Annotated in this window: 26 protein-coding genes and 1 riboswitch; of the genes, 9 read left to right on the top strand and 17 right to left on the bottom strand. The window is 71.6% G+C overall.

The genetic code is table 11. The annotated features are described in order from the left end of the window. Window positions 1-113: 113 nt before the first annotated feature. The 7 genes from VLY81_RS04860 to thiE all read right to left on the bottom strand — a co-directional run bounded on the left by VLY81_RS04860 (window position 114) and on the right by thiE (window position 6,645). A complete protein-coding gene (locus tag VLY81_RS04860) occupies window positions 114-1,370 on the bottom strand; it encodes a hypothetical protein (RefSeq protein WP_324669903.1) in 1,257 nt (418 codons plus the stop codon). 111 nt (window positions 1,371-1,481) lie between these two features. Next, window positions 1,482-2,018: a thioredoxin family protein gene (locus VLY81_RS04855; RefSeq protein ID WP_324669901.1), complete on the bottom strand. Its 537-nt coding sequence runs from the start codon at window positions 2,016-2,018 to the stop codon at window positions 1,482-1,484. Continuing rightward, complete coding sequence (locus tag VLY81_RS04850) at window positions 2,006-2,347, bottom strand: DF family (seleno)protein (protein ID WP_324669900.1); 342 nt, start codon at window positions 2,345-2,347, stop codon at window positions 2,006-2,008. Before VLY81_RS04850 ends, VLY81_RS04855 begins: the two co-directional genes overlap by 13 nt. A gap of 73 nt (window positions 2,348-2,420) precedes the next feature. Beyond that, window positions 2,421-4,034 carry an alpha-glucan family phosphorylase gene (gene glgP / locus VLY81_RS04845; RefSeq protein WP_405001332.1) on the bottom strand — a complete coding sequence of 538 codons (1,614 nt, stop codon included), beginning with the start codon at window positions 4,032-4,034 and terminating at the stop codon, window positions 2,421-2,423. 100 nt (window positions 4,035-4,134) lie between these two features. Continuing rightward, a complete protein-coding gene (gene thiL, locus VLY81_RS04840) occupies window positions 4,135-5,160 on the bottom strand; it encodes a thiamine-phosphate kinase (protein WP_324669898.1) in 1,026 nt (341 codons plus the stop codon). Next, window positions 5,150-5,980 carry a hydroxyethylthiazole kinase gene (thiM, locus tag VLY81_RS04835; protein WP_324669897.1) on the bottom strand — a complete coding sequence of 277 codons (831 nt, stop codon included), beginning with the start codon at window positions 5,978-5,980 and terminating at the stop codon, window positions 5,150-5,152. The genes thiL and thiM overlap by 11 nt, the downstream gene beginning before the upstream one ends. Continuing rightward, window positions 5,977-6,645 carry a thiamine phosphate synthase gene (gene thiE / locus VLY81_RS04830; protein ID WP_324669895.1) on the bottom strand — a complete coding sequence of 223 codons (669 nt, stop codon included), beginning with the start codon at window positions 6,643-6,645 and terminating at the stop codon, window positions 5,977-5,979. The genes thiM and thiE overlap by 4 nt, the downstream gene beginning before the upstream one ends. A gap of 94 nt (window positions 6,646-6,739) precedes the next feature. After that, window positions 6,740-6,856: riboswitch (TPP riboswitch) on the bottom strand. A 253-nt stretch (window positions 6,857-7,109) separates the two neighbouring features. Here thiE and VLY81_RS04825 point away from each other — a divergent pair. Next, window positions 7,110-7,781: a two-component system sensor histidine kinase NtrB gene (locus VLY81_RS04825; protein WP_324669894.1), complete on the top strand. Its 672-nt coding sequence runs from the start codon at window positions 7,110-7,112 to the stop codon at window positions 7,779-7,781. Here the strand turns inward: VLY81_RS04825 and VLY81_RS04820 are convergent. After that, window positions 7,756-8,301 carry a sirohydrochlorin chelatase gene (locus VLY81_RS04820; protein ID WP_324669893.1) on the bottom strand — a complete coding sequence of 182 codons (546 nt, stop codon included), beginning with the start codon at window positions 8,299-8,301 and terminating at the stop codon, window positions 7,756-7,758. The genes VLY81_RS04825 and VLY81_RS04820 overlap by 26 nt on opposite strands. Before the next feature lie 34 nt (window positions 8,302-8,335). On the opposite strand from VLY81_RS04820, the gene VLY81_RS04815 reads away from it, so the two are divergent. The 3 genes from VLY81_RS04815 (at window position 8,336) to VLY81_RS04805 (ending at window position 11,235) form a co-directional block, all read left to right on the top strand. Next, window positions 8,336-8,818 carry a flavin reductase family protein gene (locus tag VLY81_RS04815; protein ID WP_324669892.1) on the top strand — a complete coding sequence of 161 codons (483 nt, stop codon included), beginning with the start codon at window positions 8,336-8,338 and terminating at the stop codon, window positions 8,816-8,818. Between the two features lie 19 nt (window positions 8,819-8,837). Beyond that, window positions 8,838-10,076: a dGTP triphosphohydrolase gene (gene dgt / locus VLY81_RS04810; protein ID WP_324669891.1), complete on the top strand. Its 1,239-nt coding sequence runs from the start codon at window positions 8,838-8,840 to the stop codon at window positions 10,074-10,076. Window positions 10,077-10,161: 85 nt separating this feature from the next. Further along, complete coding sequence (locus VLY81_RS04805) at window positions 10,162-11,235, top strand: mechanosensitive ion channel family protein (protein ID WP_324669890.1); 1,074 nt, start codon at window positions 10,162-10,164, stop codon at window positions 11,233-11,235. On the opposite strand, the gene VLY81_RS04800 is transcribed toward VLY81_RS04805, so the two are convergent. From VLY81_RS04800 to VLY81_RS04780, 5 genes are all read right to left on the bottom strand, one after another. After that, window positions 11,205-12,167: a metal ABC transporter solute-binding protein, Zn/Mn family gene (locus VLY81_RS04800; RefSeq protein ID WP_324669889.1), complete on the bottom strand. Its 963-nt coding sequence runs from the start codon at window positions 12,165-12,167 to the stop codon at window positions 11,205-11,207. The genes VLY81_RS04805 and VLY81_RS04800 overlap by 31 nt on opposite strands. A gap of 26 nt (window positions 12,168-12,193) precedes the next feature. Then, a complete protein-coding gene (locus tag VLY81_RS04795) occupies window positions 12,194-13,723 on the bottom strand; it encodes a metal ABC transporter permease (protein WP_324669888.1) in 1,530 nt (509 codons plus the stop codon). Between the two features lie 12 nt (window positions 13,724-13,735). Next, window positions 13,736-14,533 carry a metal ABC transporter ATP-binding protein gene (locus VLY81_RS04790; RefSeq protein WP_324669887.1) on the bottom strand — a complete coding sequence of 266 codons (798 nt, stop codon included), beginning with the start codon at window positions 14,531-14,533 and terminating at the stop codon, window positions 13,736-13,738. Window positions 14,534-14,641: 108 nt separating this feature from the next. After that, a complete protein-coding gene (locus tag VLY81_RS04785; RefSeq protein ID WP_324669886.1) occupies window positions 14,642-15,505 on the bottom strand; it encodes a glycosyltransferase family 2 protein in 864 nt (287 codons plus the stop codon). Between the two features lie 580 nt (window positions 15,506-16,085). Next, window positions 16,086-16,703, bottom strand: a complete 618-nt coding sequence (locus tag VLY81_RS04780; RefSeq protein ID WP_324669885.1) for a CAP domain-containing protein — start codon at window positions 16,701-16,703, stop codon at window positions 16,086-16,088. Window positions 16,704-17,216: 513 nt separating this feature from the next. Between VLY81_RS04780 and VLY81_RS04775 the strand changes: the two genes are divergently transcribed. Beyond that, window positions 17,217-17,807: a hypothetical protein gene (locus VLY81_RS04775; protein WP_324669884.1), complete on the top strand. Its 591-nt coding sequence runs from the start codon at window positions 17,217-17,219 to the stop codon at window positions 17,805-17,807. Between the two features lie 87 nt (window positions 17,808-17,894). On the opposite strand, the gene VLY81_RS04770 is transcribed toward VLY81_RS04775, so the two are convergent. Further along, complete coding sequence (locus tag VLY81_RS04770; RefSeq protein WP_324669883.1) at window positions 17,895-19,190, bottom strand: glycosyltransferase family A protein; 1,296 nt, start codon at window positions 19,188-19,190, stop codon at window positions 17,895-17,897. Between the two features lie 201 nt (window positions 19,191-19,391). Between VLY81_RS04770 and VLY81_RS04765 the strand changes: the two genes are divergently transcribed. Beyond that, window positions 19,392-19,739: a cupin domain-containing protein gene (locus tag VLY81_RS04765; protein ID WP_324669882.1), complete on the top strand. Its 348-nt coding sequence runs from the start codon at window positions 19,392-19,394 to the stop codon at window positions 19,737-19,739. Between the two features lie 45 nt (window positions 19,740-19,784). Here VLY81_RS04765 and VLY81_RS04760 read toward each other — a convergent pair whose 3' ends face one another. Next, complete coding sequence (locus VLY81_RS04760; RefSeq protein ID WP_324669881.1) at window positions 19,785-20,579, bottom strand: SDR family NAD(P)-dependent oxidoreductase; 795 nt, start codon at window positions 20,577-20,579, stop codon at window positions 19,785-19,787. A gap of 95 nt (window positions 20,580-20,674) precedes the next feature. On the opposite strand from VLY81_RS04760, the gene VLY81_RS04755 reads away from it, so the two are divergent. Further along, window positions 20,675-21,631: a ring-cleaving dioxygenase gene (locus VLY81_RS04755; protein WP_405001331.1), complete on the top strand. Its 957-nt coding sequence runs from the start codon at window positions 20,675-20,677 to the stop codon at window positions 21,629-21,631. Further along, window positions 21,631-22,290, top strand: a complete 660-nt coding sequence (locus tag VLY81_RS04750) for an alpha/beta hydrolase (protein WP_324669879.1) — start codon at window positions 21,631-21,633, stop codon at window positions 22,288-22,290. The genes VLY81_RS04755 and VLY81_RS04750 overlap by 1 nt, the downstream gene beginning before the upstream one ends. Before the next feature lie 33 nt (window positions 22,291-22,323). Here VLY81_RS04750 and VLY81_RS04745 read toward each other — a convergent pair whose 3' ends face one another. Together VLY81_RS04745 and VLY81_RS04740 are read right to left on the bottom strand one after the other, a co-directional pair. Further along, the gene (locus tag VLY81_RS04745; RefSeq protein ID WP_324669878.1) at window positions 22,324-23,418 is read right to left on the bottom strand and encodes an ABC transporter permease; all 1,095 of its coding nucleotides are present in this window, start codon (window positions 23,416-23,418) and stop codon (window positions 22,324-22,326) included. 42 nt (window positions 23,419-23,460) lie between these two features. Then, window positions 23,461-24,417 carry an ABC transporter ATP-binding protein gene (locus VLY81_RS04740; protein ID WP_324669877.1) on the bottom strand — a complete coding sequence of 319 codons (957 nt, stop codon included), beginning with the start codon at window positions 24,415-24,417 and terminating at the stop codon, window positions 23,461-23,463. A gap of 148 nt (window positions 24,418-24,565) precedes the next feature. Between VLY81_RS04740 and VLY81_RS04735 the strand changes: the two genes are divergently transcribed. Continuing rightward, window positions 24,566-25,531 (top strand): cobalamin-binding protein, encoded by a 966-nt coding sequence (locus VLY81_RS04735; RefSeq protein ID WP_324669876.1) that lies wholly within the window; start codon window positions 24,566-24,568, stop codon window positions 25,529-25,531. Window positions 25,532-25,588 lie beyond the last annotated feature (57 nt).

The raw sequence follows: 25,588 nt of genomic DNA, 5'->3' as shown, positions 1-25,588 counted from the left end.
CCCGGGCGGGCCCCGGTCTGGCAAAGGTTTGCGCGATGGTTCGCGGTTGGATTGTGCTATCGTTTGCACGCCCAGCCTTCGACTCGTCCCTCTCGCGATCCTTCCAGGGCAGGTCAAATGGATCGAGACAGGCGGATACCCGCCAGCAGGCTCCGGGCTCCGGCGACGCCGGCCGTGTCCCAGACGGGCCCCGCCTGGATCACCCATCGCGACGTCCCGCGTCGCCCCTCCACCCCGACCAGCAACGCGTGCTCCACGGTGCCGGCGAGAAACTCCCGGGCCTTGCCGGCCTCGAGGCGAGAGGGCTCCCACTCCCAGGCGTCCCCGATCCGCCCCTCTCCGCGCCGTCGCCACTCCAGCGACAACCTCCAGTGGCCGGAGAGCCGCCAGCCGAGCTCCCACGCCTCGACGTCGGGGCCCTCGGGGTAGGCCAGGGGCCGGCCTTGGTGCAGCAGGCTCAGGGACGGCTCCTGAAAGGTGATGACATAGTTGTGGGTGCGCGAGTAGCACAGGTCCAGGCGGTCTCCCAACTCGAACCGCAGCGCGGCACCGAGCTGGTAGACCTGGCGCTTCCACGGCACCTGCGGCATGTCGTCGACCAGGAGCTCGGCGTCGACGGCCCGCACCCAGCCCGCCGGCCGCTCGAGGCGAGCGGCCAGGCCCATGTAGAAGTTAGCGTCGTTGTTGCCCACTCCGCCGAGCTCCAGGTCCTGGGTCAGGTAACCCGGCCACAAGGGCAGCCACGTCACCGGCAGGGCTGCGAAGCGGGGGCTCACCACCCCCAGCTCGTAGAAGGAGAGCCCGACCCGCCCCCACCATCCGTCGAGAGGCCCCAGGTAGAGGCGGTGCACGGAGACGTAGCGCTCGCCGGGTGACAGGCGCCCCAGCGCCTTGCGGTAGCGCCACGGGCCCCACGTCCACTCGATGCCCAGCTGGTCGACCCCGGGGCCCGTCGGCGGCTCCGTCGAGCCCAGCGCCCCGGCCATCTCCAGGGGCCGCCGCCCCACCCAGACACGCCAGCCCCCTGGCGCCGCCGCCTGGTCGAGGGGCGGCCCCGCCCACGAGCCGTCGCACGTCGCCCCGGCGGCCATGGTCCCGTACTCCACCCAGAGGGTGTCGAGCCGACCTGTCGGACCCGCAGCAGCGTGGAGACCCAGTGCCGCCGGCTCCCACACGCCGTGGGCCTGCCGGAAAGGCACGTGCAGGCCGTCGGCCGCCACCCCCAGCGCCCAGCGCCAGGGCCCTGCGTCGGTGCAGAGCCGGACGCCCGTGTAGAACCCGGCTCGCGGCTCCAGGTGCTCGGGCCCGCGTGCCGCCTCCTGCGCGGCCGGCCAGCGCTCCCCAAGGCGGCCCCGGCTATGAGCATCCATTGCCCCGAACGGCCGCCGCCGGCTCCGGGCCCGACCCGGCGGCGGCCTGGGACCGCGCCTCCCCACCGGCCCAGGCCACGCTCAGCCAGACCGCCGCCAGCAGGATGGCTCTCAGCGCCGCCACTTGATGGTGCAGCCCTGCGGCTCCGTCTCGGCAGTCGACGGCTGCCGCCCCGCCAGCAGCGCCTCGATGGCGTCGCGCAGGTAGGGCCGGGTCACGGCGCTCGGATCCTCGTAGTTGTCATCGGGTCGGCCGTGGTAGCGCAGGCGCCGCTCCCCGTCGAAGAGGAAGATCTCCGGCGTGCGGGTGGCCCCGTAGGCCCTGGCCACCTGCTGCGTCTCATCGAAGAGGTAGGGGAAGGGGTAGCCCTTCTCCCGGGCGCGCTGGGTCATGGCCGCGAAGCTGTCCTGCGGGTACTGGGCGGGGTCGTTGCTGCTGATCAGCACCAGCTGCACGCCCCTGTCTGCGTATCGCCGCTGGATCTCGACGACGCGCCCCTCCCATGCCTGCACGTAGGGGCAGTGGTTGCACCAGAAGACGACCCCGAGCACCGGCTTCTCCCGGAAGGATGCCGGCGAATAGCGCTGGCCGTCGGTCGCGGGCAAGTCGAAGTCGATGATGGGATCGCCGATCTTCAAGGCTGCCATCCGATCTCCCTCCTTGGCGTCCGGGCGCGGTGCAGCGCCTCGCGGATCATGGCCTTGGTGGGAAGCGGGGAGATCCGCCCGTCCACCCAGTAGGTGCGGCACGTCAGCGCGGTGCCCATGCGCCGAGCGCCCTCGGGCTGGATGTCCTGCCCGTCGAAGCGGATGGTGGGCGACCCGGGGAACCGGAGCCGCTCGGCCTGCTCGTCGGTGTCGACCCGGACGATCTGGATGGGATCCTCCACCCCCTCCTCCTGGAGGACCTCCCTCAGCCGCCGCAGCGCCTCGTCGTGCGAGGGGCACTCCTCCCAGTAGAGGAACTCGATGCGCATCCCCGGCCCATCCCCTCCTCTCGCCCCCTATCTTACCAACCCCCCACCCCGGCCCACGACCGCCGCGGCTCGCTCAGCGACCCGCCACCGGCTCCGCCGCGCCGCCGCGGTAGAGGGCCTCGGCGTAGCGCTGCAGCATGCGGCTCGCCGAGAAGCGCTCGACCACCGAGGCGATGCTCTCCCGCATCATCCGCACCCAGCGGGCCCGATCGCCCTCGTAGGCCGGCAGCACCTCGCCCATGAGCGTCTCATACAGCGACCGGGCGTCGTGGGCGTCCGCGTCGGGCCCCTCGTACCCGCCGCCGATCTGCCAGCCGTTTTCGCCGTGCCGGCACGCTTCGGGCCACCAGCCGTCGAGCACGCTCAGGTTGAGCACCCCGTTGATAGCGGCCTTCATCCCCGACGTCCCCGACGCCTCCATGGGCCGGCGCGGGTTGTTGAGCCAGACGTCGGCCCCGCGGGTCACCATCCGGGCGATGGCCATGTCGTAGTCGGGCAAGAAGACGACCGCCCGGGGGTAGCGCCGCTGCATGGCGATGAGCGATTGGACGATCTCGTGGCCCCGGTCGTCCAGGGGATGGGCCTTGCCGGAGAAGATGATCTGCACCCGACCCGACTCCAAGAGCGGCCCGATCACGTCGGGGTCGCGAAAGATGAGGTCGGCGCGCTTGTAGGGGGCCGCACGCCGGGCGAAGCCGATGAGCAGCCGGTCGAGGGCCAGCCGGACCCCCGTGCGCCGCTCGACGAAGTCGATGAGCTCCTGCTTGAGGCTCTGGTGGACGGCCCACAGGTCCTCACCCGACGCGTAGGCCGCGGCCATCTGTGGATCCTGCCAGGTGGGCACGTGCACCCCGTTGGTGATGCCCTGGATGGGCGGGGCGTTGGTCACGTCGGCCCACATCCGGCGGGCCGTGCGGCCGTGGAGCTCGGAGACCCCGTTGGCGGCCCGCGCCAGACGCAGCGCGGCCACCGTCATCTGAAACGGGTCACCGCCAATCCGGATCATCTGGCGCCGGTTGAGCCCGCAGAAGGCCCCCATGTACTCCAGCAGATCCAGGGGGTGCACCTCGTTGCCCTCCTTGACGGGCGTGTGCGTGGTGAAGACGATGCGCCGCCGAGCTGCCTGCCACGCCTGCTCGAAGGGCAGGCCCTGCTCCATGCCCTGCCGGATCAGCTCGAGGCCGGCCAGCACCGCGTGGCCCTCGTTGAAGTGGAAGAGCTCGGGCTCCAGGCCCAGCGCCTGCAGCGCGCGCACGCCGCCGATGCCCAGCACCATCTCCTGGGCGACCCGCTCCTCGCCGAACCACCCGTACAGCTGCCCCGTGATCCACCGGTCGGCGTTGTCGGGCAGATCCGTGTCCAGCAGGAAGAGCGGGGCATGGCGAGCGCCCTCGGGTCGGCTCCGTCCGTCGAGCCTCCACACCTTGATGCGCACGGGGCGCCGACGGATCTCCACCGTCACGTCGACGCCCGTCTCCTGGAGCTGGAGACGGACGTCGTCGTAGCGGGGATAGGCGTCGATGACACGGCCATCCTCCACGACCTGACGGACGTAGCCCTGACGCCAGAGGATGCCGACGCCCACCATGGGGAAGCGCAGATCGTAGGCGGCCTTGAGGATGTCCCCGGCCAGGATGCCGAGCCCGCCGGCGTACAGCGGCAGGGATGGGTCGAGCCCCCACTCCATGCACAGGTAGCCGACCCGCGGACGCTTCTCCAACGCCTTCACCTCTCTCGTCGCCGGCACCGCCGGCTGCCGGCGCAGGATGCGGCGACGCCGGCGCGCCTCAGAAGTGAGACCAGCCGCGGACCCCCAGCGCCACCTCGCGGCCGTCGGGCAACACCAGCCACCGGCCCCGCTCGGCGGGCAGGATCTCCCCGATGACCGAGACGGGGGTGCCCGCGGCCCGTCCCACCGCCGCGATCAGCGCCTCGACCGCCTCGGGGCGGGCGGTGAAGAGCAGTTCGTAGTCTTCGCCGCCACCCACGGCCCATTCGAGGGGGTCCCGGCCCGCGGCCCGCGCGACCCGCCGGGTCGCCTCGTCGACAGGCAGCGACCCCGCCCAGACCCGCACGCCCACCCCGCTTTCATCGCACAGATGCCCCAGGTCTTGCGCGAGGCCGTCGCTGACGTCCAACATGGCGGTGGCGCCGCCGGTCGCGACGATGGCCCCCGCCTCGAGCAGACGGGGCGTCGGGGTCAGGTGCGCCTCCAGCACCCGGGCGCGATCGTCCTCCGACGCCTCCAGGCCGGGCTGCGCGAGCACCGCCAGCCCCGCCGCCGATGCGCCCAGCCGCCCCGTCACCAGCACCCGGTCGCCGGGTCGCGCGCCGCTGCGCCGCAGCACCTGGTCCCCGGCTTCGCCCAGCAGCGTCAGGTCGATGAAGAGCACGGGCGAGCGGCTGACGTTGCCGCCCACCACGTCGGCCCCGAAGCGTGCCGCCTCCTGCGCCAGCCCTTCGTAGAGGCGCTCCACGAAGGCCACCGGCGTCTCGGGGGGCAGCCCCAGGGAGACCAGGAAGTGCGTCGGCCTGCCGCCCATGGCGGCGATGTCGCTGAGGTTGACCGCCGCGCACCGCCGTCCGAGGGCGAAGGGGTCGACCCGGTTGGCCAGGAAGTGCACCCCCGCCACCTGCACGTCACAGGTGGCCAGCAGGTGCCGGCCCCGGCCCAGGCGCACGACCGCCGCGTCGTCGCCGATGCCCACCACCACGTCCTGGTCGGGGGGCCGCAGTCGCCTGGCCAGGCGCTCGATGAGGCCGAACTCGCCGACCGCCGACACCGGCTCGGATCTGGGCGTCTCAGACGTCACCCGCCACCACCTCGATGCGCGCCCCCTGCTCCAGATCTTCGGGCCCCAGGCGATGCAGGGCGTCCAGCAGGGCCACCTTGAAGCTGCCCGGCCCCCGGGCCTCCTCGGCGGCCCACTCGGCCGCCAGACCGAAGCAGGCCAGCGCCGCCGCCGCCGCCGTCACCCCGTCGGGCTCCACCGCGGCGAAGGCAGCCACCATGGTGGTGCTCATGCAGCCCGTGCCCGTCAGGGTCGTAAGATAGGCGTGACCGTTGTCGACGCCCAACACCCGGCTGCCATCCGTCACGATGTCGCGCTTGCCGGTGATGGCGACGACCGTCCCCCAGGCCCGGGCCGCCTGGCGCGCCAGGCCCACGGGGTCGTCCACGCCGCCCAGGCTTTCCACGCCCTTGACGATTCCCCCTGTCCCGTAGAGGGCCCCGATCTCGCCGGCGTTGCCCCGCACGACCCGCACCCGCAGCTCCGAGAGCAGCCGCCGGGCGCTCTGGGTGCGCAGCGTGGTGGCGCCGGCGCCCACGGGGTCCAGCACCACGGGGATCTCCGAGGCGTTGGCGCGCCGCCCCGCCTCCAGCATGGCCTCCACCCAGTCGGGCGTCAGCGTCCCGATGTTGAGGACCAGGGCCCCGGCCATGGCCACCATCTCGCCCACCTCCTCCCGGGCGTGGGCCATGACCGGCAAGGCGCCCACCTGCAGGGTGACGTTGGCCGTGTCGTTCATCACGACGAAGTTGGTGATGTGGTGCACCAGCGGACGCTGGGTGCGGATGGCGGCCAGCGCCCGCGCGGCGCGCTGGCGCAACTCGGCCTGGCGCGTCGTCATGGACGGCTCCTCCTTCCCGCTCCGTGGGTCGTGACCTCATCGACGATGCGGCGGAGCTGACGGGTGGCCGACTCGACGTCGTCGGCCGCCATCACCGCCGAGACCACCGCGATGCCGGCCGCTCCCCGGGCCAGCACGTCGGCCGCGTTGCCGGCGTGGATGCCGCCGATGGCCACGACGGGGATGCTCACGGCCCTGGCCAGCCGTTGCAGGCCGTCGAGGCCCAGGGGCTCCCGGTGGTCGGGCTTGGTGGCCGTGGGAAAGACCGCGGTGCAGCCCAGGTAGTCGGCGCCGTCCTCCTGCGCTCGCCGGGCCTCCTCCTCGGTGCCCGCCGTCACGCCCAGGATGCGCTCCGGCCCGATGAGCTGCCGGGCCAGGCGCGCCGGCATGTCGTCCTGTCCCACGTGCACCCCGTCGGCGTCCACCGCCAGCGCCACGTCGATGCGGTCGTTGACGATGAGCGAGACGCCGGCCTGGTGCGTCAGACGGCGCAACGCCTGCGCCAGCTCCACCAACTCCCGGGTGGTGGCGCGCTTCTCGCGAAGCTGGATGGCGGTCGCCCCGCCCGCGATGGCCGCGGCGACGACGGAGTCCAGCGGGCGGCCCCGGGCCAGATCCCGGTCCGTCACCACATAGACCGACAGGTCCATGACTCGCCGGCTCATACCCTCCCCCTCCCCGATGGGCGAGCGGGTCGGGCGCCGTCGTGCCCCCCTGTCCGAAGACGACCGGGCCGCCCGTCCGGGCGGCCCGGTGATGCGGTGAGATCCTGCGAGGTCCCCACGCCGGCATTACCCGGATCGGGTGCGTCGGGTCGAGGGCGGCACGGCGGCCCTCCTCTCAGCCGGGCTCTCCCCAGCTCCCCGCTCGATGTCTTAGCCGGGTTTCGACGGCATGCCCGCCCTCTCCTACCCCAGGAAAGGTCCGCCAGGAATGGCGAGCCGGACCCCGAACGGTTGAAAGTCGGAGGGGGCATGCCACCGAGGCGGTCTCATCGGAAACATTCGAAACGTTTGGGACAGGTTACCGGCCAACGCGGCACCCAGGCCTTCCACGCGAACAAGGATGCGGGGTGAGGTAGGTGTCCGGGAGTCTTCGTGCGGGCGCGAGTCCGACGTGGAGCGAACCTGTGCCGGCCCTGATCCACGAGGTGCGCAACTACCTGAGCCTGGCGCGTGCCCAGGCGCAGATCATCGCCGTGGGGTTGAGCACCGATCCGCGCCAGGATGCCGCGAGGATCCTGGCCACCATCGACCGCCTCGACATGGCTCTCCAGCGCTTCAAACGCCTGCAAGGGCCCATCTCCCTCGAGCCCCGTCCTTGCCGGGTATCCGCCGTGCTCCAGGAGGTGAGTCTCCTCTTCTCGGCGGTCGCACGCCAGCAGGGGATCGAGCTCGTCGTCGAGGGCCCCGCCTCCGGCGACGAGGAGGGGATCTGGGCCGATCCCGACGCGCTGCGGGACGTGCTCATCAACCTGGTGCAAAACGCGGTGGAGGCGACCCCCGGTCCCGGCACGGTGCGGTTGTGGCAGACGGCCGACGCCGAGGGCGTGACGCTGTGCGTCCAGGATCAGGGCAGCGGCATCGGTCCCGAGGAGGCCCGACGGATCTTCGAGCCCTTTTACACCACCAAGCAGCGGGGCACGGGCCTGGGCCTCGCGATCTGCGAGCGCGTCGTAGCCGAGCACGGGGGGCGGATCTGGTTCGAGAGCGCCCCGGGCCAGGGCACCACTTTCTACGTCTGGCTGCCCCGGCCCCGGCAGGCACCGACGGCCTCTACGCCCTCCCAGCGTACCGCCTGAGGTGGCGCGCCAGGAAGGCCGCCACCTCGTCGAGGTCGTACGGCCAGGCGTAGACGAACTCCACGTCGGGATGCCGGCGACGGGCCGCGTCGACGGCCCGGGGGATGTCCGACTCGGCGTGGGTGCCGCCAGGTGTCATCATGGGGCTGACCAGCACCACCCGTCGGGCGCTGGCGGCCGCCTGATCGAGGGCCTCCGGGACGGACGGTGCGCAAAACTCGTTGAAGGCGAGGCGCACCGGCAGGCCCGTCGCCTGCTCCAGGGCCCGGGCCAGCGCCACCGAGCCGGCGTAGAACGGATCGTTGGCCGCCGACCGGGGCCAGGCTCGCATGCGCGCCTCGACCGACGCCAGTCGCTCGCGAAGGGCCTGCGCCCGGTCGGGCGGGGCCGAGGCCACCTGCTCGTGGAGGGCGAAGTACTGGCCGACGGCCTCCCGGGGGAAGTCGCGGGGAGGCTCGCCGTGCATGACCAGGACGATGACGGTAGCCGAGTCGCTCATGGCCAGACGATAATAGGACATCGAGGTGCCCCTCGTCCAGGAGGAGGTCGTCGGCATGGATGCGGAGATCCGCAAGCAGGTCCTGCGCAAGTTGACGTATGGCCTCTACGTCCTGACCGCCGTTCATCAGGGCGAGCTGGCAGCCGGCACGGTCAACTGGCTGTCGCAGGCCTCCTTCTCGCCCCCGCTGGTGATGGTGGGCCTCAAGGTCGACAGCCGTCTCCACGCCCTCGTGGAGCGGAGCCGGGCCTTCGCCGTCGGCATCCTCGGCGCCGACCAGAAGGAGGTGGCTCAGGCCTTCTTCCGCCCGACCGAGGTCAGCGGGGGTCGCCTCAACGGCTATCCCTTCCGCCCGGGTCCGGCCACGGGCTCCCCCATCCTGACGGAGCTACCGGCGTGGCTGGAGGCCCGGGTCACCGACGCCGTCAAGCGCGGCGACCACACCGTCTTCGTGGCCGAAGTGGTGGAGGCAGGGCTGGCCGATCCTGCGGCGCGCCCGCTGGAGATGTGGGACACCGGCTGGTTCTACGGCGGGTGAGCCAGGGAGGCCGTACACCGTGACCAGGCGGGAGCATTCCGAGGGGTCGGCGGCGGCCGGCGGGCCGGCCCTGCGGCGCGAGGCACCCGATCTGAGCCGGCTCGCCACACCCGCCTCGCCCCCCTGGACCGCGCGCCGCTACCCGGTGGCCGATCCGGATCCCCGTGACGACTTCCGGCGCGACCGGGACCGGATCGTCCACAGCCAGGCCTTCCGCCGCCTGCAGCACAAGACCCAGGTCTACATCATCCACGAGGGCGACTTCTACCGGACCCGCCTCACGCACACGCTGGAGGTGGCGCAGATCGCCCGCACGCTGGCCACCGGCATGCGCCTGACCGAGCCGCTAGCCGAGGCCATCGCGCTGGGCCACGACGTGGGCCACGTGCCGTTCGGCCATGCCGGGGAGCGGGCCCTCGACGAGCTGGTCAAGCGGTCCGGCGACCCGTCGGGGTGGGACTCCAACCGCCATTCCCTGGTGGTGGTGGACGAGCTGGAGCAGGCCTACCCCCAGCACCCCGGGCTCAATCTGACCTTCGCCGTACGGCAGGGCATCGCCCGCCACGAGACGCCGTTCGACCAGCCGGTGACGGGGTTCGATGAGTATCCACAACCCACCCCCGAGGCTCAGGTGGTCAACCTGGCCGACCTCATCGCCTACTGCGCCCATGACCTCGAGGACGCCGTCGCCGTAGGGCTGGTGACGCCGGAGCGGCTGCTCGGCACCTCCGGCCTGGATGTATGGCGCCAGGCGTGGGAGCGGGCCCTGGCGGAGATGGACGGGTCACCCCTCGCGGCGCGCCTGGGAGACGGCGAGCAGGAGCGCCTGGTGGCCCGCCGCGCCCGTCGCCACCTCATCGATCGACTCATCTGGGATGTTTGGGAGGCATCCGCAGCTGCGGCCGCCCGACTGGGGGTCACGACGCACGCCGAGGCGGTGAGGGCCCCCGAGCCGGTGATCCGGTTGTCGCCGGAGGTGCAGGCCGGCTTGCGGCAGATCCTGGACTTCCTCGTGGAGCACGTCTACGAGAGCCCCATGGTGCGCCGCCAAAACTTCCGTGGGCGCTACGTGCTGAGCCGCCTCTTCGAGGTGCTGAGCCGGGAGCCGGACCTGCTCCCCCGCCACCTCCGCAGCGAACCGCCCTCGCCGCGCACCGTGGCGTACTACCTGGCCTCGCTGACAGATCGGGGCGCCGTCGACCTCTTCCAGGAGCTCTTCGACCCCGGCGAGCGCATCCTGAGCCGCCACCGGGCCTGACGCGGGCGGCCACCGGAGCGCCCCGTGGTATACTGCCCGTGTCGAGCCCTGCCATGACCGGGGCCGTCCGGAGCCGTCGGGGGGGATGGCGTTGCCGAACGTCCTGCAATCGCTGCTGACCCACAACACTCTGTGGCGCTGGGTTCTGGCCGCCGTCATCTTCGTCGCGGTCTACGCCGGGCTCGACCTGGCCAAGCGGATCGGGCAACGGCGCCTGGCGGCCCAGGCCGAAGCGACTCACAGCGCGGGGATGCGCCTGGCTGCCGATCTGCTGGGACGCCGGTCCAACCGCCTGGTCTTCGCCGTGCTGGCCCTGTACGCTGCCTCTCTGGCGCTGGAGGTGCCGGGCTCCCTGGCACAGGCGTTGCGGGGCGCGGCAGTCGTCGCCCTTTTCCTGCAGGGGGCGCTGCTGGGCAACGGGTTGATCCAGCACGGGGTCTCACGGGCCTTCGCCACGCAAGGGCAGCTGGACCCCGAGGCCGCGTCGGTCGTGTCGCTCGTCGCGCTGGCCGCCCGGCTCGTCCTGTGGACGCTGGTGCTGCTGGTGGTGCTCCGCAACGTCGGGATCGACATCACGGCCCTGGTGGCAGGCCTCGGGGTCGCCGGCATCGCGGTCGCCCTGGCGGTGCAAAACGTGCTGGGCGACCTCTTCGCGGCGCTCTCCATCATCCTGGACAAGCCGTTCGTGGTGGGCGACTTCATCGTCGTCGGCGACTACCTCGGCACCGTGGAGCGCATCGGGCTCAAGACCATCCGCATCCGGAGCCTCTGGGGCGAGCAGCTGGTCTTCTCCAACGCCGACCTGCTCAACAGCCGCATCCGCAACTACAAGCGCATGGAGCAGCGGCGCATCGCCTTCACCGTCGCCGTCAGCTACGAGACGCCCTACGAGAAGCTGGCGGCCATCCCGGCCATGCTGCGGGAGATCGTGGAGTCGCAGCAGAGCGTCCGCTTCGACCGGGCGCACTTCGCCCGCTACGCGGATCACGGGCTGGTCTTCGAGATCGTCTACTACGTGCTCTCGCCCGATTACACCCTCTACATGGACATCCAGCAGCGCATCAACCTGGAGATCCACCGGCGCTTCCAGGCCGAGGGGATCCGCTTCGCGCTGCCCGTGCGCACCGTCTACCTGGCCGGCGAGCGTGCCGCCTCCTGAAGGGCGTCGACGATGACGCGGACGTTGTACCGCATCATGCCCTCGTACGTCTCGGCGCCGCTGCCGGACGGGCCCAGCGCGTCGGCGTACAGCTTGCCGCCGATGGCCACCCCCGCCTGCGCGGCGATCTCCTCCATGATCTGCGGGTTGATGGTGGTCTCGACGAAGGCCGGCACCCCATGCTGCCGCAGGTTGCGGAAGAGCTGGGCCAGGTGGTGCGCGGAGGGCTCCTCCTCCGTGGTGATGCCCCAGACCGTGTCCAGCACCTCGACGCCATAGCGCCTCCCGAAGTAGCGGTACGCGTCATGAGTGGTCACCAGCTTGCGCCGCTCCGGCGGGACGAGGGCTATCTGCCCCTCGATCCAGGCGTCCAGCCGCTGGAGCCGGTCGACGAAGCCGGCGGCGTTGCGGCGGAAGACTTCCTCGCCGGAGGGGTCCAGGCGGACCAGGGCATCCTGGATCTGCTCCACGTACCCGGCCACCAGGGCGGGGTCCATCCAAAGGTGGGGATCCGTGCCCCCGTGGCTCCCCGGCCACGGCAGCAGCGGTCCGTCGACGCCCTCGGCCAGCGGGACGAGCCGCCGGCTCCGCACCGTGTCGGGTACCAGCCGCTCTGCCCAGTAGTCGAGGCCGTGCCCGTTGATCAACACCAGGTCGGCAAGGGAGACGGTCAAGGCGTCCCGTGGCGTCGGTTGGTAGGTGTGGGGGTCCTGCCCGGGCCCCAGCAGGCTGTGCACCCGGATCCGATCGCCGCCCACCTGCCGGGCCAGGTCGGCGATGATGGTGATGCTCGTCACCACCAGCGGGCGAGCCGCTCCCCCCTCGCCGGCCCCCAGGCTTCGCTGCCACGACGAGGCGGCAGCCCACACGGCCGCCGTGCCGCCCGCCGCCACGACCAGCACCGCGACCAGGCCGGCGAAATGACGGCTCACAGCCGCCCGCGGGCTCCGAGAGGGCCTCATGCCGGGCGCACCCTCACCCGGGCCGCTTCGTCGTCCCGGAGCCTGCAGGTCGGAGCGCCATCTTGTCGTCCGTCGGCGGCGCCGTCGCTCACCTGCAGGTAGAGGTCGCGGCCTGTCCGGCGCTGCACGATCACCACCGCGCCCGGGACGATGCCCGCCTCCTTGAGGCGGCGCAGGAGCACCGGGTCTTCGTCCTCGACACGCATCACCAGGCCCCCCTGCCCCACCCCGAGCCCGTCCAGGGCCACGTCATCGTTGGCCGGCAGCTCTCCCGTGGCGGTAGGGATGGGAGCACCGTGCGGGTCACGGGCCGGGTCGCCCAGCTCGGTGGCCAGTTCGGCGGCCAGCCCCGGCGGCGTCACGTGCTCCAGCCGGTGCGCCTCCTCGTGCACCGATTCCCACGGCATACCCGCCACGTCGGTCAGGTAGCGCTCCCACAGCCGGTGGGAGCGGATGAGGTCCCTCGCCCTGCGCACCCCCGGCTCCAGCAGCCGCACGTCGTCGCCGGACCCGAGTTCCACCAGGCCCGCCCTGCGTAGCCGGCGCACCAGCCGCCGCAGCGCCGAGCGCCCGAGGCCGGTGTCCGCCTGCAGGGCGGCCAGCCTCACCGGGCCTCCCTGGCCGGAGAGCTCGTGCAGGGCCTTGAGCAGGTCGTCCTCGGCCACCTGGCGGGCCGTCCGCAGCCGCTGCACCCCGCGGGCCACCAGCCCCTGCTCCGGCGCGAACAAGAGCGCCAGCACGAACGCCGCGGTGGCCACCAGCACCATGGCAGGCCCCGACGCCAGGTCGAGGTAGAACGACAGGTAAAGCCCGACGACCGACGACAGCGCGCCGATGGCCGCGGCGAGGACGATCATCTCCGAGAAGCGGCGCGTCAACAGGTAGGCCGTGGCTGGCGGCGTCACCAGCATCGCCAGGGCCAGCACGATGCCCACGGCCCTCAGCGCCGAGACGATGGTTGCCGACAGCAGGACCAGCACCAGGTAGTGCAGGAATCCGACCGGAAGCCCCGACACCTGCGCGGTGAGGGGGTCGAAGGCCCACAGCTGAAGCTCCTTGAAGAGCGCGCCCACCAGCAGCACGACGCCGGCACCGACGGCCGCGGTGAGGAGCAGATCTCCCTGCGACACCCCCAGCACGTTGCCGAAGAGGATGTGGAAGACGTCGACGCTGGAGCGGACCCGGCTGAGCACGGCCAGCCCCGCTGCAAACGCGCCGATGAACAGGATCCCCATGGCGGCGTCGGACTTGATGCGGGTGTTGCGCTCCACGAAGCCGATGCCCACCGCGGTCAGCAGAGCCGTGGCCAGCGCGCCCAGGAAGTAGGGCCAGGAGAGCAGGTAGGCGATGGCCACTCCGGGCAGCACCGCATGGGAGATGGCGTCGCCCAGCAAGGACCACCGGCGCACAAACAGGAAGCTCCCGATGACCGCCCCGGCGATGCCGACGCTGAGGCCGGCCAGCAGGGCCCGTACCATGAAGGGGTAGCGCAAGGGTTCGACGAAGACGTCGAAGTCCACCGCCATGCCTCGCCTTCCTTACGGTGCGAGGGGGCCCTCGCCCGGTCTCCCGGCAGCGTGCGCGCCCGAGGCGGGGTGCCACGTGGACTCGACGCGGTCCAGGATGGCCAGCCGGCCCCCGTAGGTGGCCCGCAAGTTGTCGGGGGTAAACACCTCCGAGGGGGGTCCCAGCGCCACCAGGCGCCCGTTGACGAGGGCGACCAGGTCGTAGCGATCCACGGCACTCAGGTCGTGGTTGACCACCACGATGGTCTTGCCCTGGTCCCGCAAGCGCCCCATGATGCGGTAGATGACGGCCTCCGTGGCTGCGTCCACCCCCACGAAGGGCTCGTCCAGCAGCAGCAGGTCCGCCCCCTGAGCCAGAGCCCGGGCGATGAAGACCCGTTGCTGCTGCCCCCCCGAGAGCTGCCCGATGGGGCGGTCCGCCAGCTCGGCCATGCCTACCTCGAAGAGCGCGGCATCGACCCGCTCGTCGTCCACGGGTGAAGGCCGGCGCAGCCAGCCGCACAGCGGCACCCGGCCCATCATCACCACGTCCCTCACCGTGGCCGGGAAGTCCCAGTCGACCTGCTCCCGCTGGGGCACGTAGGCAACCCGCCGGCGCTGCCGGGCGACGGTCTCTCCGAAGAGGCGCACGCTGCCCGCCGCCGGAGGGACGAGCCCCAGGATGGCCTTGAAGAGCGTGGACTTGCCCGCTCCGTTGGGCCCTACGACGCCCATCACCACGCCGGAGGGACACCGCAAGGAGACGCCCCGCAGCACGAGACGCTGGTGATAGGCCACGCTGAGGTTGTCGACTTCCAGGGCCACAGGCACGGGCGCCCTCCTCGGTTTTAGTCGTGTCTAAAACAAGGTTAAACCCACACTCCTTCCCTGTCAACCGCATGACGCGGCCGGGCCGGCACGGCCCGCCGGCTCGACCGGCTAGAAGGGGATGCCGAAGCGGCTCATGAACCAGTCGTCGTCGTGTGCCCGGACCTCCAGCCAGCGCCTGCGGTCCTCCAGGGTGTCGTCGGTGAAGAGCCGGGCCAGCAACAGGGACGGATCGATGACGTCCCGCAGCAGCGACAGCACCTTGCCTATCCGCTCCTCGTTGAAGTGGGAGACGGCCATCCGGAGCTGGTTGTAGTAGTGATGCCAGGGCTCCACCGGATAGGGGAACTCGGTGCGGAAGTGGTGCACCACGGTCAGGTCGCGAAGGCACGCCAGGCGGTGCCCCAGCAGCCACAGCCGCAGCGAGAACTCCTGGTCGTCGTATCCGTGCCCGCGGAAGCCCCGGTTGAAGCCTCCGCTCGAGTCGAAGACCTCCTTGCGCACGGCGACGCAGCCGCCGGGCAACAGGGGCACCTCGGCGACGGCGCTCTCGGGCCGAGGGAGCCAGCGGATGCTGAGCCGCTCGTCCCACGTCAGCCCCCACCCTACGGTCCCGACGTCTCCTTCCACCGCGATGCCGGGGCTCACGGCGGCCAGGGTGGGATCCGCGCGCAAGGCCCTCTCGATGCGGGCAAGCCAGTCGGGGGGCACCCATACATGAGCGTCGATGAAGACGAGGTATCGCCCGCGAGCACGGCTCGCCCCGAAGTTACGGGCCGGCGCCACCCCCAGGCCGGGCCCGTCGAGCTGCGTCACGTTGGGCCACCGCCCGTGCAGGTCGGGCGGCCGACGGGATCGGTCATCCACGACGATGACCTCGAAAGACGGCCCCTGGCTGTCCAGCACGGAGCGGACCGTCTGCAGGAGCCGCTCGCCCTCGTCCTTATTAGGGATGATGATGCTAAACTCGGGCAAGGTCAGGCGCGAGGGCCGGGCCGGCTGCCTGGCCAGCCTGCCGAGCAACCGGGACAGGGAGCCTCGTCTCGGCTCCCCGGGCTCCTCACCCGCGGCGGGCGGCTCGGGAGCTTGCTCAGGCTCCGCAACGCGGCGGATAGTAGAGGTTTCCTCCACCGGATCCGGAGCCAGCACGGACTTCGCTCCGGGCCATCCGATCCCTGGGCCGACGGGCTGAGAAGCGCGCCACACGCGCTCGATCAGGCGGTCCGGGTAGAGACCGTCCACGTTGCGGTCCGGAAACTGGACGGCCCGGACCGACGTAGGGAGTTCCGGCCGTCCCTCCAGCGCCCCCGGCCGCCGCTCCGGCGCATTCGCCGGCCCGGCGGCCGGAGGCGACTCGTCTGGCTCCCGGGCAGCCCCATCCGCTACGGCGGTCTGGGTCGACGTCAGGGACCCCGGGGGTCGGTCGCAGTTGCAGCCCATGGCATGTTCCCTCCTCGGGAGACAACCGGCGCTACAGCGTATGACCAGCAAAACAGGAAGGGGCCCCCACCATGGCCCCTTCCCGCTGCAGGTCCCCCTGGGTCCGAAGGCTTGTCTACCTGAAGAGCTCGATGACCAGCACCCCGCCGCCGGCGGGCACCACCCCGATCCCGACCTCCGTAAACCGCGGATTCAGCATGGCCTTGGCATGCGACGGACTGGCCAGGAAGAGGTAGTGAGCCAGCTCGACGTTGGAGGCCCCCGTCAGGTTCTCGGTCAGGTGGGGGTAGGTGTAGCCGGGGACGTAGTGGCTGCCGTACCCGTTGGCCGCCATGTAGCTGGCCTTGGCGGCTGCCATCTGGCTGAGCGTGGGATCCAGCTCCAGCGGCCCCGCCCCCCGGCGCTGGCGTTCGGCATTGAGGAGCTCCAGCAGGCGCTGGACGTCGGTGGCCGGCGCGGCCGGCGGCTTGGATGGCGGGGCGGGTGGCTGCGGCGCAGGTGGGGCCGGAGGCGTCACGGGCGGCTGCGCCGGGGGGGTGGGAGCAGGCGACTTGGGCTGCCCGCCGATGCTCCACGAGCCGTCGGGCAGGTACTTCTTGTAAAACTCCCAAACGTAGCTGGAGCTGGAGCTGGCCGCCTGTGCGGTGTCGGTGGGCAGGAGCAACGGAGAGGCAGCTGCGACGGCGAGGCAAGCCGCGAGCAACAGGAAGGCGACCCCGGACTTGTTAGGCAACGCTCATCCCCCCAGACTGTGCTATTGCTGGGGGTAATTGTAAGGCCGTAGGACCGCAGCGCTCACTAGGGGATTACTGGTTCTCCGGTATCTGCAACCCGCCTCCCGCTCGTCATACACCGCTACTCCTCTGTCCCACGCCGTCGCCGAACCCGAGCTCGCCCCCCTCCTCGAGTCCCAGACGGAACCCTGCGGAAGATACGGGCAGGCTTCTCCCTCCCCGCCGGGGCAGACTCGCCCCGGCGCCTGTTTTCGTAGGCGAGCTCACCTCCTCCGAGTCGCGAGGCGATTGGGCGCCTGCACCCACCGCACCAGGGACAGCCACCGCTCGACTGTATCGGGTCGGAGGGAGGTGCCCCCTGAGCCCCGAGTCGGTGGGGATTGTAAGGCCAGGGGACCGCGGCCCTCATTGGGGATCGTTTGGTCCTTCAGTATCTGCAGGCGGCCTTCCCCTCGGCATACCCTGCCATCGCTGTTGGCTCGATACCAGGCGAATGAGGGGGAAGACTGTCCATGGCCAACAATTCGAAGGAGCAGGTCTGTATTCTGGCCCTGAAGGTCTTCGACTGGTGCGTCCTGCCCATCACCGAGACCGACTGCTTCACCATCCCGACGCAGTGCAACCCGCCGGTGGCCGCCACGGCGACGGCAGAGTGCCGCATCTTGAGTCTCACGGCCACCATCGTGAGCCAGACGCCGGGCCCCGGCGACATCCACACGGTCACGGCGCGCGTCGACAAGGTGAAGGAGATCACCATCCGAGAAAACGGCCTCGTGGTCTGCACCTTCACCGCCACCGCCACGTCGTTCCACACGACCAGCCTGTTCGCGCCTCCTGGGACCACGAAGCAGGTCGAGGTCACCGGCGAGTGCGGGCCGTGCCAGGTCTCAGAGGACGGCCTGACCGTCTGCTGCGAGCAGGCCATCTGCTTGCAGTTCGAGTCCAAGGCGCCACTCAAGATCTGCGTGCCCGCGGAGCTGTGCGTCCCTCGGGTCTGCACGCAGGCCCAGCCGGCGTGTCCGCCCACGCCGCCGCCGCAGACGGTGCTCCTCTGCCCCACGCCGACGCCGTTGCCGACCATGGCTCCAGTCCCAGAGCTCTGACGGGGCCTGGCAGGAGACGCAGGCCTGCTTCCATCGCCGCCGGGGTGGACTCGTGTCCGCCCCGGCGGCCCCTTCTTGCGGGCGACCTCACCTGCCGGCGGCAGGACGGCCCGCCTGCCGGCAGCGCTCGGCCAGCCGGTGGTGCTTGGACCGGATGCGGTCGTGGAGCCGCGTGTGGTGCCTCATGGAGTGGCTGAGCATGGAGCCCGGCCTTCGGCGGTAGAAGAAGAGCGCCCTGGGGACGCATGTCGCCCGCCATCCCGCCTCCGCGGCCGCCACCCAGAACTCCCAGTCCTCGTACCCCTCCCGCATGGCAGGGTCGTAGCCGCCCACGCTCTCCCACACCTCCCGCCGGTACAGGCTCGCATAAGGGAGGCGGTTTTGGTCCAGCAGCCGGCAGGGATGCCACGGCGGGCAGGCGGCTTGCCAGCTCTCGCTGCCGAAGGCCTGCAGGTGCGTGTAGACGATGCCCAACTCGGGGAAGGCCTCCAGCACCTCGACGGTCTCCTCCAGGAACGCCGGATCCAGCAGGTCGTCCGCGTCCAGCGGCAGGATGTACCGGCCGCGGGCGCTCTGGATGCCCGCGTTGCGGGCAGCCGGTAACCCCCGATTGGGCTGCTCCACGTACCGCAACCGGTCATCCCCGTGCCGTCGCAAGGCCTCCTCCACCCGGGCCGCGGTGTCGTCGGTACTGCCGTCGTTGACCACGATGGCCTCCCAGTCGTCGCGGGTCTGCCGGTGTACCGACTCGAGGGTCTCGGCCAGGTAGGCCCCCAGGTTGTAGCACGGGATGACGATGGAGACCGCAGGGTCGCCGCCGGCCCGTCGTCGCCGGGGAGGCCGCCCCGCCTCGCCCGGCATGGCGATCAGCCACCCGTCCTCTTCGAAGGCCGATTGGGCGCCCACCCACCGCGCCAGTGACGTCCACCACTCGACCGGGCGGACGCACCGGGGGCGGCTGCCACCACCATCGCTAGGCGAGGCCCAGGCTCCCGTGTCCGGGAGCTGCATGACGGCCAGGTGCCGGGCCAGCCGTAGGTGCTCGCGCACGACCGGCCCCATCTCGTGGCATCCGTACCGTCGCAGGTAGCCGAAGGAGACGACGAGGTCGTAGGATGCGGGGGCGAGTGGCACCCGGTGGCGGATGGCCCGCACCACGTAGGGGTGCTCCTCCAGGGCGCCCTCGAGCAACTCGGGCAGGCTCTCCGCGCCAGCGGCATCCAACCCCATGCCCCGCAGGACGTCGATGCCTCGGCACGCGCCGCAGCCGAGCTGCAGCACGGATCCGGGGCGCCGACCTACCAGCCTCTCGTAGAGGGTCAGGCTCGCCAGCAGCCGGCGGTATTCTCCGAAGTCGCCCGACGGGCCAACCGTGACACCCATGTGCCGGTGCCGCTCTCTTCCGCTCGTTTCTCCAGGTGCTCGCGACCTGAGCCAGCCTACGCCGGCGACGCGGGTCGAGTGCCGCGGGGCGATGGGCGCGCCGCACAGCAGGAGGCCGCAAGGAGCCCACGAACCCCAGGCTGCGACGAGGAAGCGGGGCGGCCTCATGCCGCTCCGCCCGGGCGAGGGGGCCTGAGCCATATGCCCGAGGAGATCCAGGTCTTCCACGAGTCGACGGTGCCCATGGAGCAGGCACCGGCCGGCAAGGGCGTCCGGCTGCGCTGGGTGATCGGCAAGGCCAACGGTGCGCCGCGATATGCCATGCGGGTCTTCGAGGTGGAGCCGGGTGGCGAGATCCCGCTGCACCATCACTGGTACGAACAGGAGATGTACGTGCTGGAAGGCCAGGGCATGGCCGGCGACGAGCACGGAGAGCAGCCCATCGGGCCGGGCACGGTCATCTACGTGCCACCCGACAAGCCGCACCGCATGCGCAACACGGGTGACGGCGTCCTGCGCTTCATCTGCGTCATCCCGCACAGCCCCTAGCGGGCCGGGCCGTGGCAGGCCGGATGGCCGCCGCCGGCCCGGCGCTCACCACGCAGTCGAACCGCCCTCGACCGGCAAGACGGCACCGGTGACGAAAGAGGCGTCATCCGAGGCCAGGAAGAGCACGGCGGCGGCTATCTCCTCCGGTGCGGCCACCCGACCCATGGGGCACGCCGCCGACACCCGGGCGGCCTCCGTCGGGTCCGACAGCAGGTCGGCCGTCATAGGGGTGGCCACCCATCCCGGGGCCACGGCGTTGACCCGGATCCGATGCGGCGCGAAGCTGACCGCCATGGCCCTGGTCAGGGCCACCACCCCGCCCTTGCTGGCCGAGTAGGCGTGGGTGTCCGTCGGCGGCGGTGCGCCGACGAGAGCCTCGTCGGAGGCCACGTTGACGACGGCTCCGCCGCCTCTCATCATCAACGGCACGAAGTACTTGCTGCACAAGAAGACGCCCGTCAAATTGACGGCGATGACCCGCTCCCAGGCCTCCAGCGTGCAGCGATGCACCGGCCCGTCACCGATGGGGCGGCCACTGATCCCTGCGTCGTTGACCAGCACGTCACATCGCCCCAGCTCTGCCTCGACCCGCCGGGCTGCCGCCTCGACCTGCTCGGGACGGCTCACGTCCACCGCCATGAAGAGCCCTCGGGTGGTCGTGCCCTGCCCTATCTCGTCCACCATCCGGACGGTCTCGTGGCCCTCTTCCTGGCGCACATCCAGCACCACCACGGCTCGGGCGCCCTCCTCGGCGAAGCGCAGGGCCACGGCCCTGCCGATGCCCCGGGCCGCTCCCGTCACCACGGCGACCTTGCCGTGCAGGCGTCCCGCTCCCCCCAACTCCTTACCGCCTCCTCCGACCGAAGCATCCCGCCGGGTGGCCGCTTCGCTACACTGTGACGAGCCCATTTCTCGTGAAGGGCTGGTTGGACCGCATGGTTCACGGCATCCACCACGTGACCGCCATCGCCGGCGACCCGCAAACCAACCTGGAGTTCTACGCCGGCGTGCTCGGCATGCGGCTCGTGAAGCGGAGCGTCAACCAGGACGCCCCCGGCACCTACCACTTCTTCTACGCCGACGCGGAGGGCCACCCCGGCACCGATCTTACCTTCTTCCCGTGGCCCCACGCCGACCGGGGCAGGAAAGGTGCCGGCCAGATCGTCGAAGTGGCGCTGGCCGTGCCGCCGGGCAGCCTGGCTCACTGGCACGAGCGCCTGCTCGCCCATGGGGTCCGCCCCGGCCCGGTCGAGTGGCGCTTCGGCGAGAGCGCCCTGCCCTTCGAAGATCCCGACGGCATCAGCGTGGCGCTGGTGGAGAGCGAAGGGGCCCTCCAGCGGCCCTTCACGCCGTGGGCCACCGGTCCGGTGCCCGCCGCCTACCAGGTGCGAGGGCTGCACTCGGTGCGATTGTGGCAACGCAGGCTGGCCCCGAGCGCCCGGTTGTTGACCGAGGTGCTGGGCTTCGAGGCGCAGGGCCAAGAGGACGGCTGGCATCGCTTCGGCGTCGAGGGGGGCGGCTCGGGCTGTTACCTGGACATCCGGGAGGTGCCCGGCGCGCCGCCCGGCTCGTGGGGACCCGGCGTCATCCACCATGTCGCCTGGCGAGTCCGTGACGACGCCGAGCAGCGCCAGGTACGCACCCGAGTCGAGGTGGCAGGGTGTCGGCCCACCCCGGTCATCGACCGGTTCTGGTTCAAGTCCGTCTACTTCCAGGAGCCGGGCGGGGTCATCTACGAGCTCGCCACCGACGGTCCCGGGTTCGCCGTCGACGAGGAGTTGGACCGCCTGGGCGAGCGTCTGGTGCTGCCGCCCTGGCTGGAGCCGCACCGGGCCCGGATCGAGGCGGCGCTGCCGCCCGTGACGCTCCGCTGGGGCGTAGGGAGGACTTGATGTCCGTGGCCGAGGGGTTCGGGTTCGTGCACGTCTACGAGCCAGGCCGGGGCCCGGCGACCCTCTTGCTCCTGCACGGCACCGGCGGCACCGAGCACGACCTGGTGCCCCTGGGTCGGCAGCTGGCACCCGCCGCCCACCTGCTGGCCCCCCGTGGCAAGGTGCTGGAGGGCGGCAACGCCCGCTTCTTCCGGCGTCTCGCCCCGGGCGTCTTCGACGTGGAGGACGTGCGGTTGCGGGCCGGGGAGCTGGAGCGCTTCGTGGCCGCGGCGGCGTCCCGCTACGGCTTGGATCCCTCACGGGTATGGGCCGTGGGGTACTCCAATGGGGCCAACATCGCCGCCGCCGTGCTGCTCCTTCACCCTGACGCGCTGGCCGGAGCCGTGCTGCTGCGGCCCGTGCTGCCGCTCAAGCCGGATATGGCGCCGGGCCTGGCCGGTAAACCCGTCTTCATCGCCGCCGGGCGCAGGGATCCGCTGGCCCCGGCCGAGGCGGTCGAAGCGCTGGCCGAGTGGCTGCGGCGCGGGGAAGCTCAGCTCACCGTGCGCTGGCAGGAGGCCGGCCACGGTCTGGCGCCGGAGGAGCTCGATGCCGTGCGGGCCTGGATGGCGCCGTGGCTTCATCATCCCGATGGCGCGAGGCCGCCCGCGCTGCGCTGACCGGGCGGGCCTCCTGCTCACCCAGGCCTCCCCCTACTCCCACCGGAAACGCCAGGCCGCGACGGCCAGGGCCACGAGGCCCCAGGCCGTCAGGTACAGGAGCCCGCCCGCGTAGGGCCCCAACCCCGCGCCCTCGACCGCCACCGCCCGCATGCTGTCCACCAGGGGCGTGAGCGGTAGCGCCCGAACCACGGGCTGCATGGCGTCGGGGATGATCTCCTTGGGCCAGAAGGTGCCCGACAAGAACATCATGGGGAAGTTGATCACGCTGCCGATCATGCTGGCCGACTCCGCGCTGGGCGCCAGCGTCGAGATACTGAACCCCATGGTCAGGAAGACGCCGGCGCCCAGGGCCGACAGCCCCACCAGCGTCGCGAGGCTGCCCACCACCTTCGCCTTGAAGACCAGCACGCCCACGGCCAGGATGATCACGGCCTGCAGCAGCGTCACCAGCGTGAAGCGGACGAGGAGCCCGAGCAAGAACGCCATGGGATGGAAGGGCGTGGCCAGCACGCGCTTGAGGATGCGCTGGTCCCGGTACTCGGCGATGGTCCAGGTGACGCCCATGAGCCCCGTCTGCATGATGCTCATGGCCATCACGCCGGGCAGCAGGAAGTCGAACATCGAGAAGGCCTCCCCGCTGACCGCCCGGGTCTCGAGGGCCAGCAACTCGGGGACGCCCGTCATGCTGCGCTCGATGCGTGCCAGCACGTCCCGCAAGACGGCCAGTGCGGCCTCACCGGTCTGCAGGCGGGAGCGATCGATGTAGGCCACCACCCGCGCCACCTGCCCCGGCGGGGCCTCGGGCAGCACCTCGATCACCAGGGTGCGATTGCCGCGGCGAAGCTGCTCCAGCGCCCGGTCGAGCGGTTCGTCGACGAGCCGGACGGGCGGGATGGTACGCATCGCCTCCTGCAGGCCCCGCGCCACGCCTGCCGCGGGGCCGGGAGGCCCATCGGGGGCGGGGCCCTCCACCGTCACGGTCAGCTGTAGCGAGTCGGCACGCCCGAAGACGCTGCCGATGAGCCCCATCAACAGCAGCGGGAACACGACACCCCAGAAGACCGAGCCGCGGTCGCGCCACCATATGCGGAAGCTCATGGCTGCCACGGCCAGAAAGCCTCGCAACTCCCCTCGTCCCTCCCATGCCGGGGCGGGCACGCGCGGCCCTCAGTCTCGCAGCCGCCGACCCGTGAGGTGCAGGAACACGTCCTCCAGGGTGCCGCGTTCGACGCGGAGGCTGGAGTAGCGGAGCCGGCCCTCGTGCGCCTCGCCGGCCAACTGCTGCAGCAGCGACTCCGGTTGCGCCGTGAGCAGGACCAGATGGCCGTCGCCGGTCTGGTCCACCCGGGTGACGCCCGGCAAGGCCCTCAGGCGGTCCACCATCGGAGGGGCGACATCCCCGCCACCGGCTCCCGCCGGGGCCTCGTCGATCGGTCGCACGTAAACCCTGGCCTCGGGCAGCAGCCGCTCGATCAGCTCCATGGGTGTGCCGAGGGCCAGCAGCCGACCGTGGTCCATGATGCCGACCCGGTCGCACAACGCCTGGGCTTCTTCCATGTAGTGGGTGGTGAGCACGACCGTGCGACCCTGGGCGCGGATGGCCCAGATCACATCCCACAGCGCCCGCCGGGCTTGGGGATCCAGGCCCGTGGTGGGCTCGTCGAGGAAGACGATCTCGGGGTCGCCCACCAGGGCGCATGCGATGGAGAGGCGCTGGCGTTGGCCGCCGGACAGGTGTCGCACCTGAGTCCCGGCCTTGTCCTGGAGACTGAGCTCCTCCATCAGGGCTTCCACCGGCCGGGGCCTGGCGGCGAAGCTGGCGAACAGGCCGATGGTCTCCCGCACGGTCAGCCGGCCGAAGAACCCCGCGTCCTGGAGCTGGACGCCGATCCGCGCCTTCACCTGGCGTGGATGGCGGCGAACGTCGATGCCGGCCACCTCGACGCGCCCTGCGTCGGGCGCCCGCAGCCCTTCCAGGACCTCCAGGGTGGTGGTCTTGCCCGCCCCGTTGGGGCCGAGAAGCCCGAAGATCTCGCCGCGCCGGACGGTGAAGCTGACGCCGTCCACGGCGACGACGTCCCGGTAGCGCTTGACCAGATGCTCCACGACGATGGCCGTATCCATGGCCGTATCCATGCGTGACTCGGTTCGCCGGCGCCCCGCCCTCCCCTGCCGTGCCGGCTCCTCTGCCCCTTTGGGCCCCGCCGGGCCTGCAGGAGCCGGCGGACCGAGGCGTGAACCCTCAAGCCCACCCCCTGTCGGAGGGAAGGTGATGGCTGTGCGGATCGTCTCGCTGGTACCGAGCGCGACCGAGATCGTGGCGTCCCTGGGGCTGGTGGACCAGCTGGTGGGCCGCAGCCACGGGTGCGACTTCCCCCCAGAGGTGGCGCAGGTGCCGGCGCTGACGGCTTCCCTCATACCCGCCGACCTCGCGCCCCAAGAGGTCGACGCCTGGGTGAGCCGGGTGGTACGCGAGCAGGGCTCGCCGTACCGGCTCGACCATGAGGCGTTGCGGCGCCTGGGGCCCGACCTGGTCTTGACGCAGGGTGTGTGCCAGGTCTGCGCCGTCTCCTACGCCGAGGTCCAAAGAGCCGTGGCCAACCCCTGTCAGGTGGTGCTGCCCGAGGCCGCGCCGACCGCCCGCACCCTGTCGCTCGCCCCCGAGCGCCTGCAGGACGTCCTCGACGACATCGAGCGCGTGGCCGAGGCCGCGGGCGTCCCCGACCGAGGACGAGCGGTGCGACGCGGCCTGGAGGCCCGCATCGAGGCCGTGCGGGAGCGGTCCCGGGGTCTTCTTCGCCCGCGGGTCTTCTGCCTGGAGTGGCTGGCGCCGCCGTGGTGCGGCGGGCGCTGGGTGCCCGAGATGGTGGAGCTCGCCGGTGGACAGGACTGCCTCGGCGAGGTGGGCCAGCCCTCCCGACGCCTGCGGTGGGAGGACGTCCGGGCCGCGGATCCCGACGTCATCGTGCTGATGCCGTGCGGCTACGACCTCGACGAGACGCTGCGGCAGTACCGGCAGGTGCTGGCCGAGGGAGGACTTCCGGCGTGGTGGGGCGAGCTCCGGGCCGTGCGAGAGGGGCGTCTGTTCGCCGTCGACGCCGGCGCCTGCTTCAGCCGACCCGGCCCCCGGCTGGTCGACGGCCTCGAGACCCTGGCGGAGATCCTGCACCCCGAGAGGTTCGGTCGGGAGCGGATGGGGCGGCAGTGGGCACCCGTCTCCGGCCGCGTCGCTGCTTGAGCGGGGCACCGTGTGTGGCCGAGTGGTCGTCCGGCACCCGGCGCCGGGTCCGCGTTG

The organism is Limnochorda sp. LNt (assembly GCF_035593265.1).
Classification (GTDB): domain Bacteria; phylum Bacillota; class Limnochordia; order Limnochordales; family Geochordaceae; genus Geochorda; species Geochorda subterranea.
This window is presented reverse-complemented; position numbering and strand designations above follow the sequence as displayed.

Coding starts and splice junctions, on each gene's coding strand:
- VLY81_RS04860 (WP_324669903.1), bottom strand. CDS start 1,370: ATGGATGCTCATAGCCGGGGCCGCCTTGGGGAGCGCTGGCCGGCCGCG.
- VLY81_RS04855 (WP_324669901.1), bottom strand. CDS start 2,018: ATGGCAGCCTTGAAGATCGGCGATCCCATCATCGACTTCGACTTGCCC.
- VLY81_RS04850 (WP_324669900.1), bottom strand. CDS start 2,347: ATGCGCATCGAGTTCCTCTACTGGGAGGAGTGCCCCTCGCACGACGAG.
- glgP (WP_405001332.1), bottom strand. CDS start 4,034: ATGGAGTGGGGGCTCGACCCATCCCTGCCGCTGTACGCCGGCGGGCTC.
- thiM (WP_324669897.1), bottom strand. CDS start 5,980: ATGACGACGCGCCAGGCCGAGTTGCGCCAGCGCGCCGCGCGGGCGCTG.
- thiE (WP_324669895.1), bottom strand. CDS start 6,645: ATGAGCCGGCGAGTCATGGACCTGTCGGTCTATGTGGTGACGGACCGG.
- VLY81_RS04820 (WP_324669893.1), bottom strand. CDS start 8,301: ATGTCCTATTATCGTCTGGCCATGAGCGACTCGGCTACCGTCATCGTC.
- VLY81_RS04815 (WP_324669892.1), top strand. CDS start 8,336: ATGGATGCGGAGATCCGCAAGCAGGTCCTGCGCAAGTTGACGTATGGC.
- VLY81_RS04805 (WP_324669890.1), top strand. CDS start 10,162: ATGGCGTTGCCGAACGTCCTGCAATCGCTGCTGACCCACAACACTCTG.
- VLY81_RS04795 (WP_324669888.1), bottom strand. CDS start 13,723: ATGGCGGTGGACTTCGACGTCTTCGTCGAACCCTTGCGCTACCCCTTC.
- VLY81_RS04775 (WP_324669884.1), top strand. CDS start 17,217: ATGGCCAACAATTCGAAGGAGCAGGTCTGTATTCTGGCCCTGAAGGTC.
- VLY81_RS04770 (WP_324669883.1), bottom strand. CDS start 19,190: ATGGGTGTCACGGTTGGCCCGTCGGGCGACTTCGGAGAATACCGCCGG.
- VLY81_RS04765 (WP_324669882.1), top strand. CDS start 19,392: ATGCCCGAGGAGATCCAGGTCTTCCACGAGTCGACGGTGCCCATGGAG.
- VLY81_RS04755 (WP_405001331.1), top strand. CDS start 20,675: ATGGTTCACGGCATCCACCACGTGACCGCCATCGCCGGCGACCCGCAA.
- VLY81_RS04750 (WP_324669879.1), top strand. CDS start 21,631: ATGTCCGTGGCCGAGGGGTTCGGGTTCGTGCACGTCTACGAGCCAGGC.
- VLY81_RS04740 (WP_324669877.1), bottom strand. CDS start 24,417: ATGGATACGGCCATCGTCGTGGAGCATCTGGTCAAGCGCTACCGGGAC.
- VLY81_RS04735 (WP_324669876.1), top strand. CDS start 24,566: ATGGCTGTGCGGATCGTCTCGCTGGTACCGAGCGCGACCGAGATCGTG.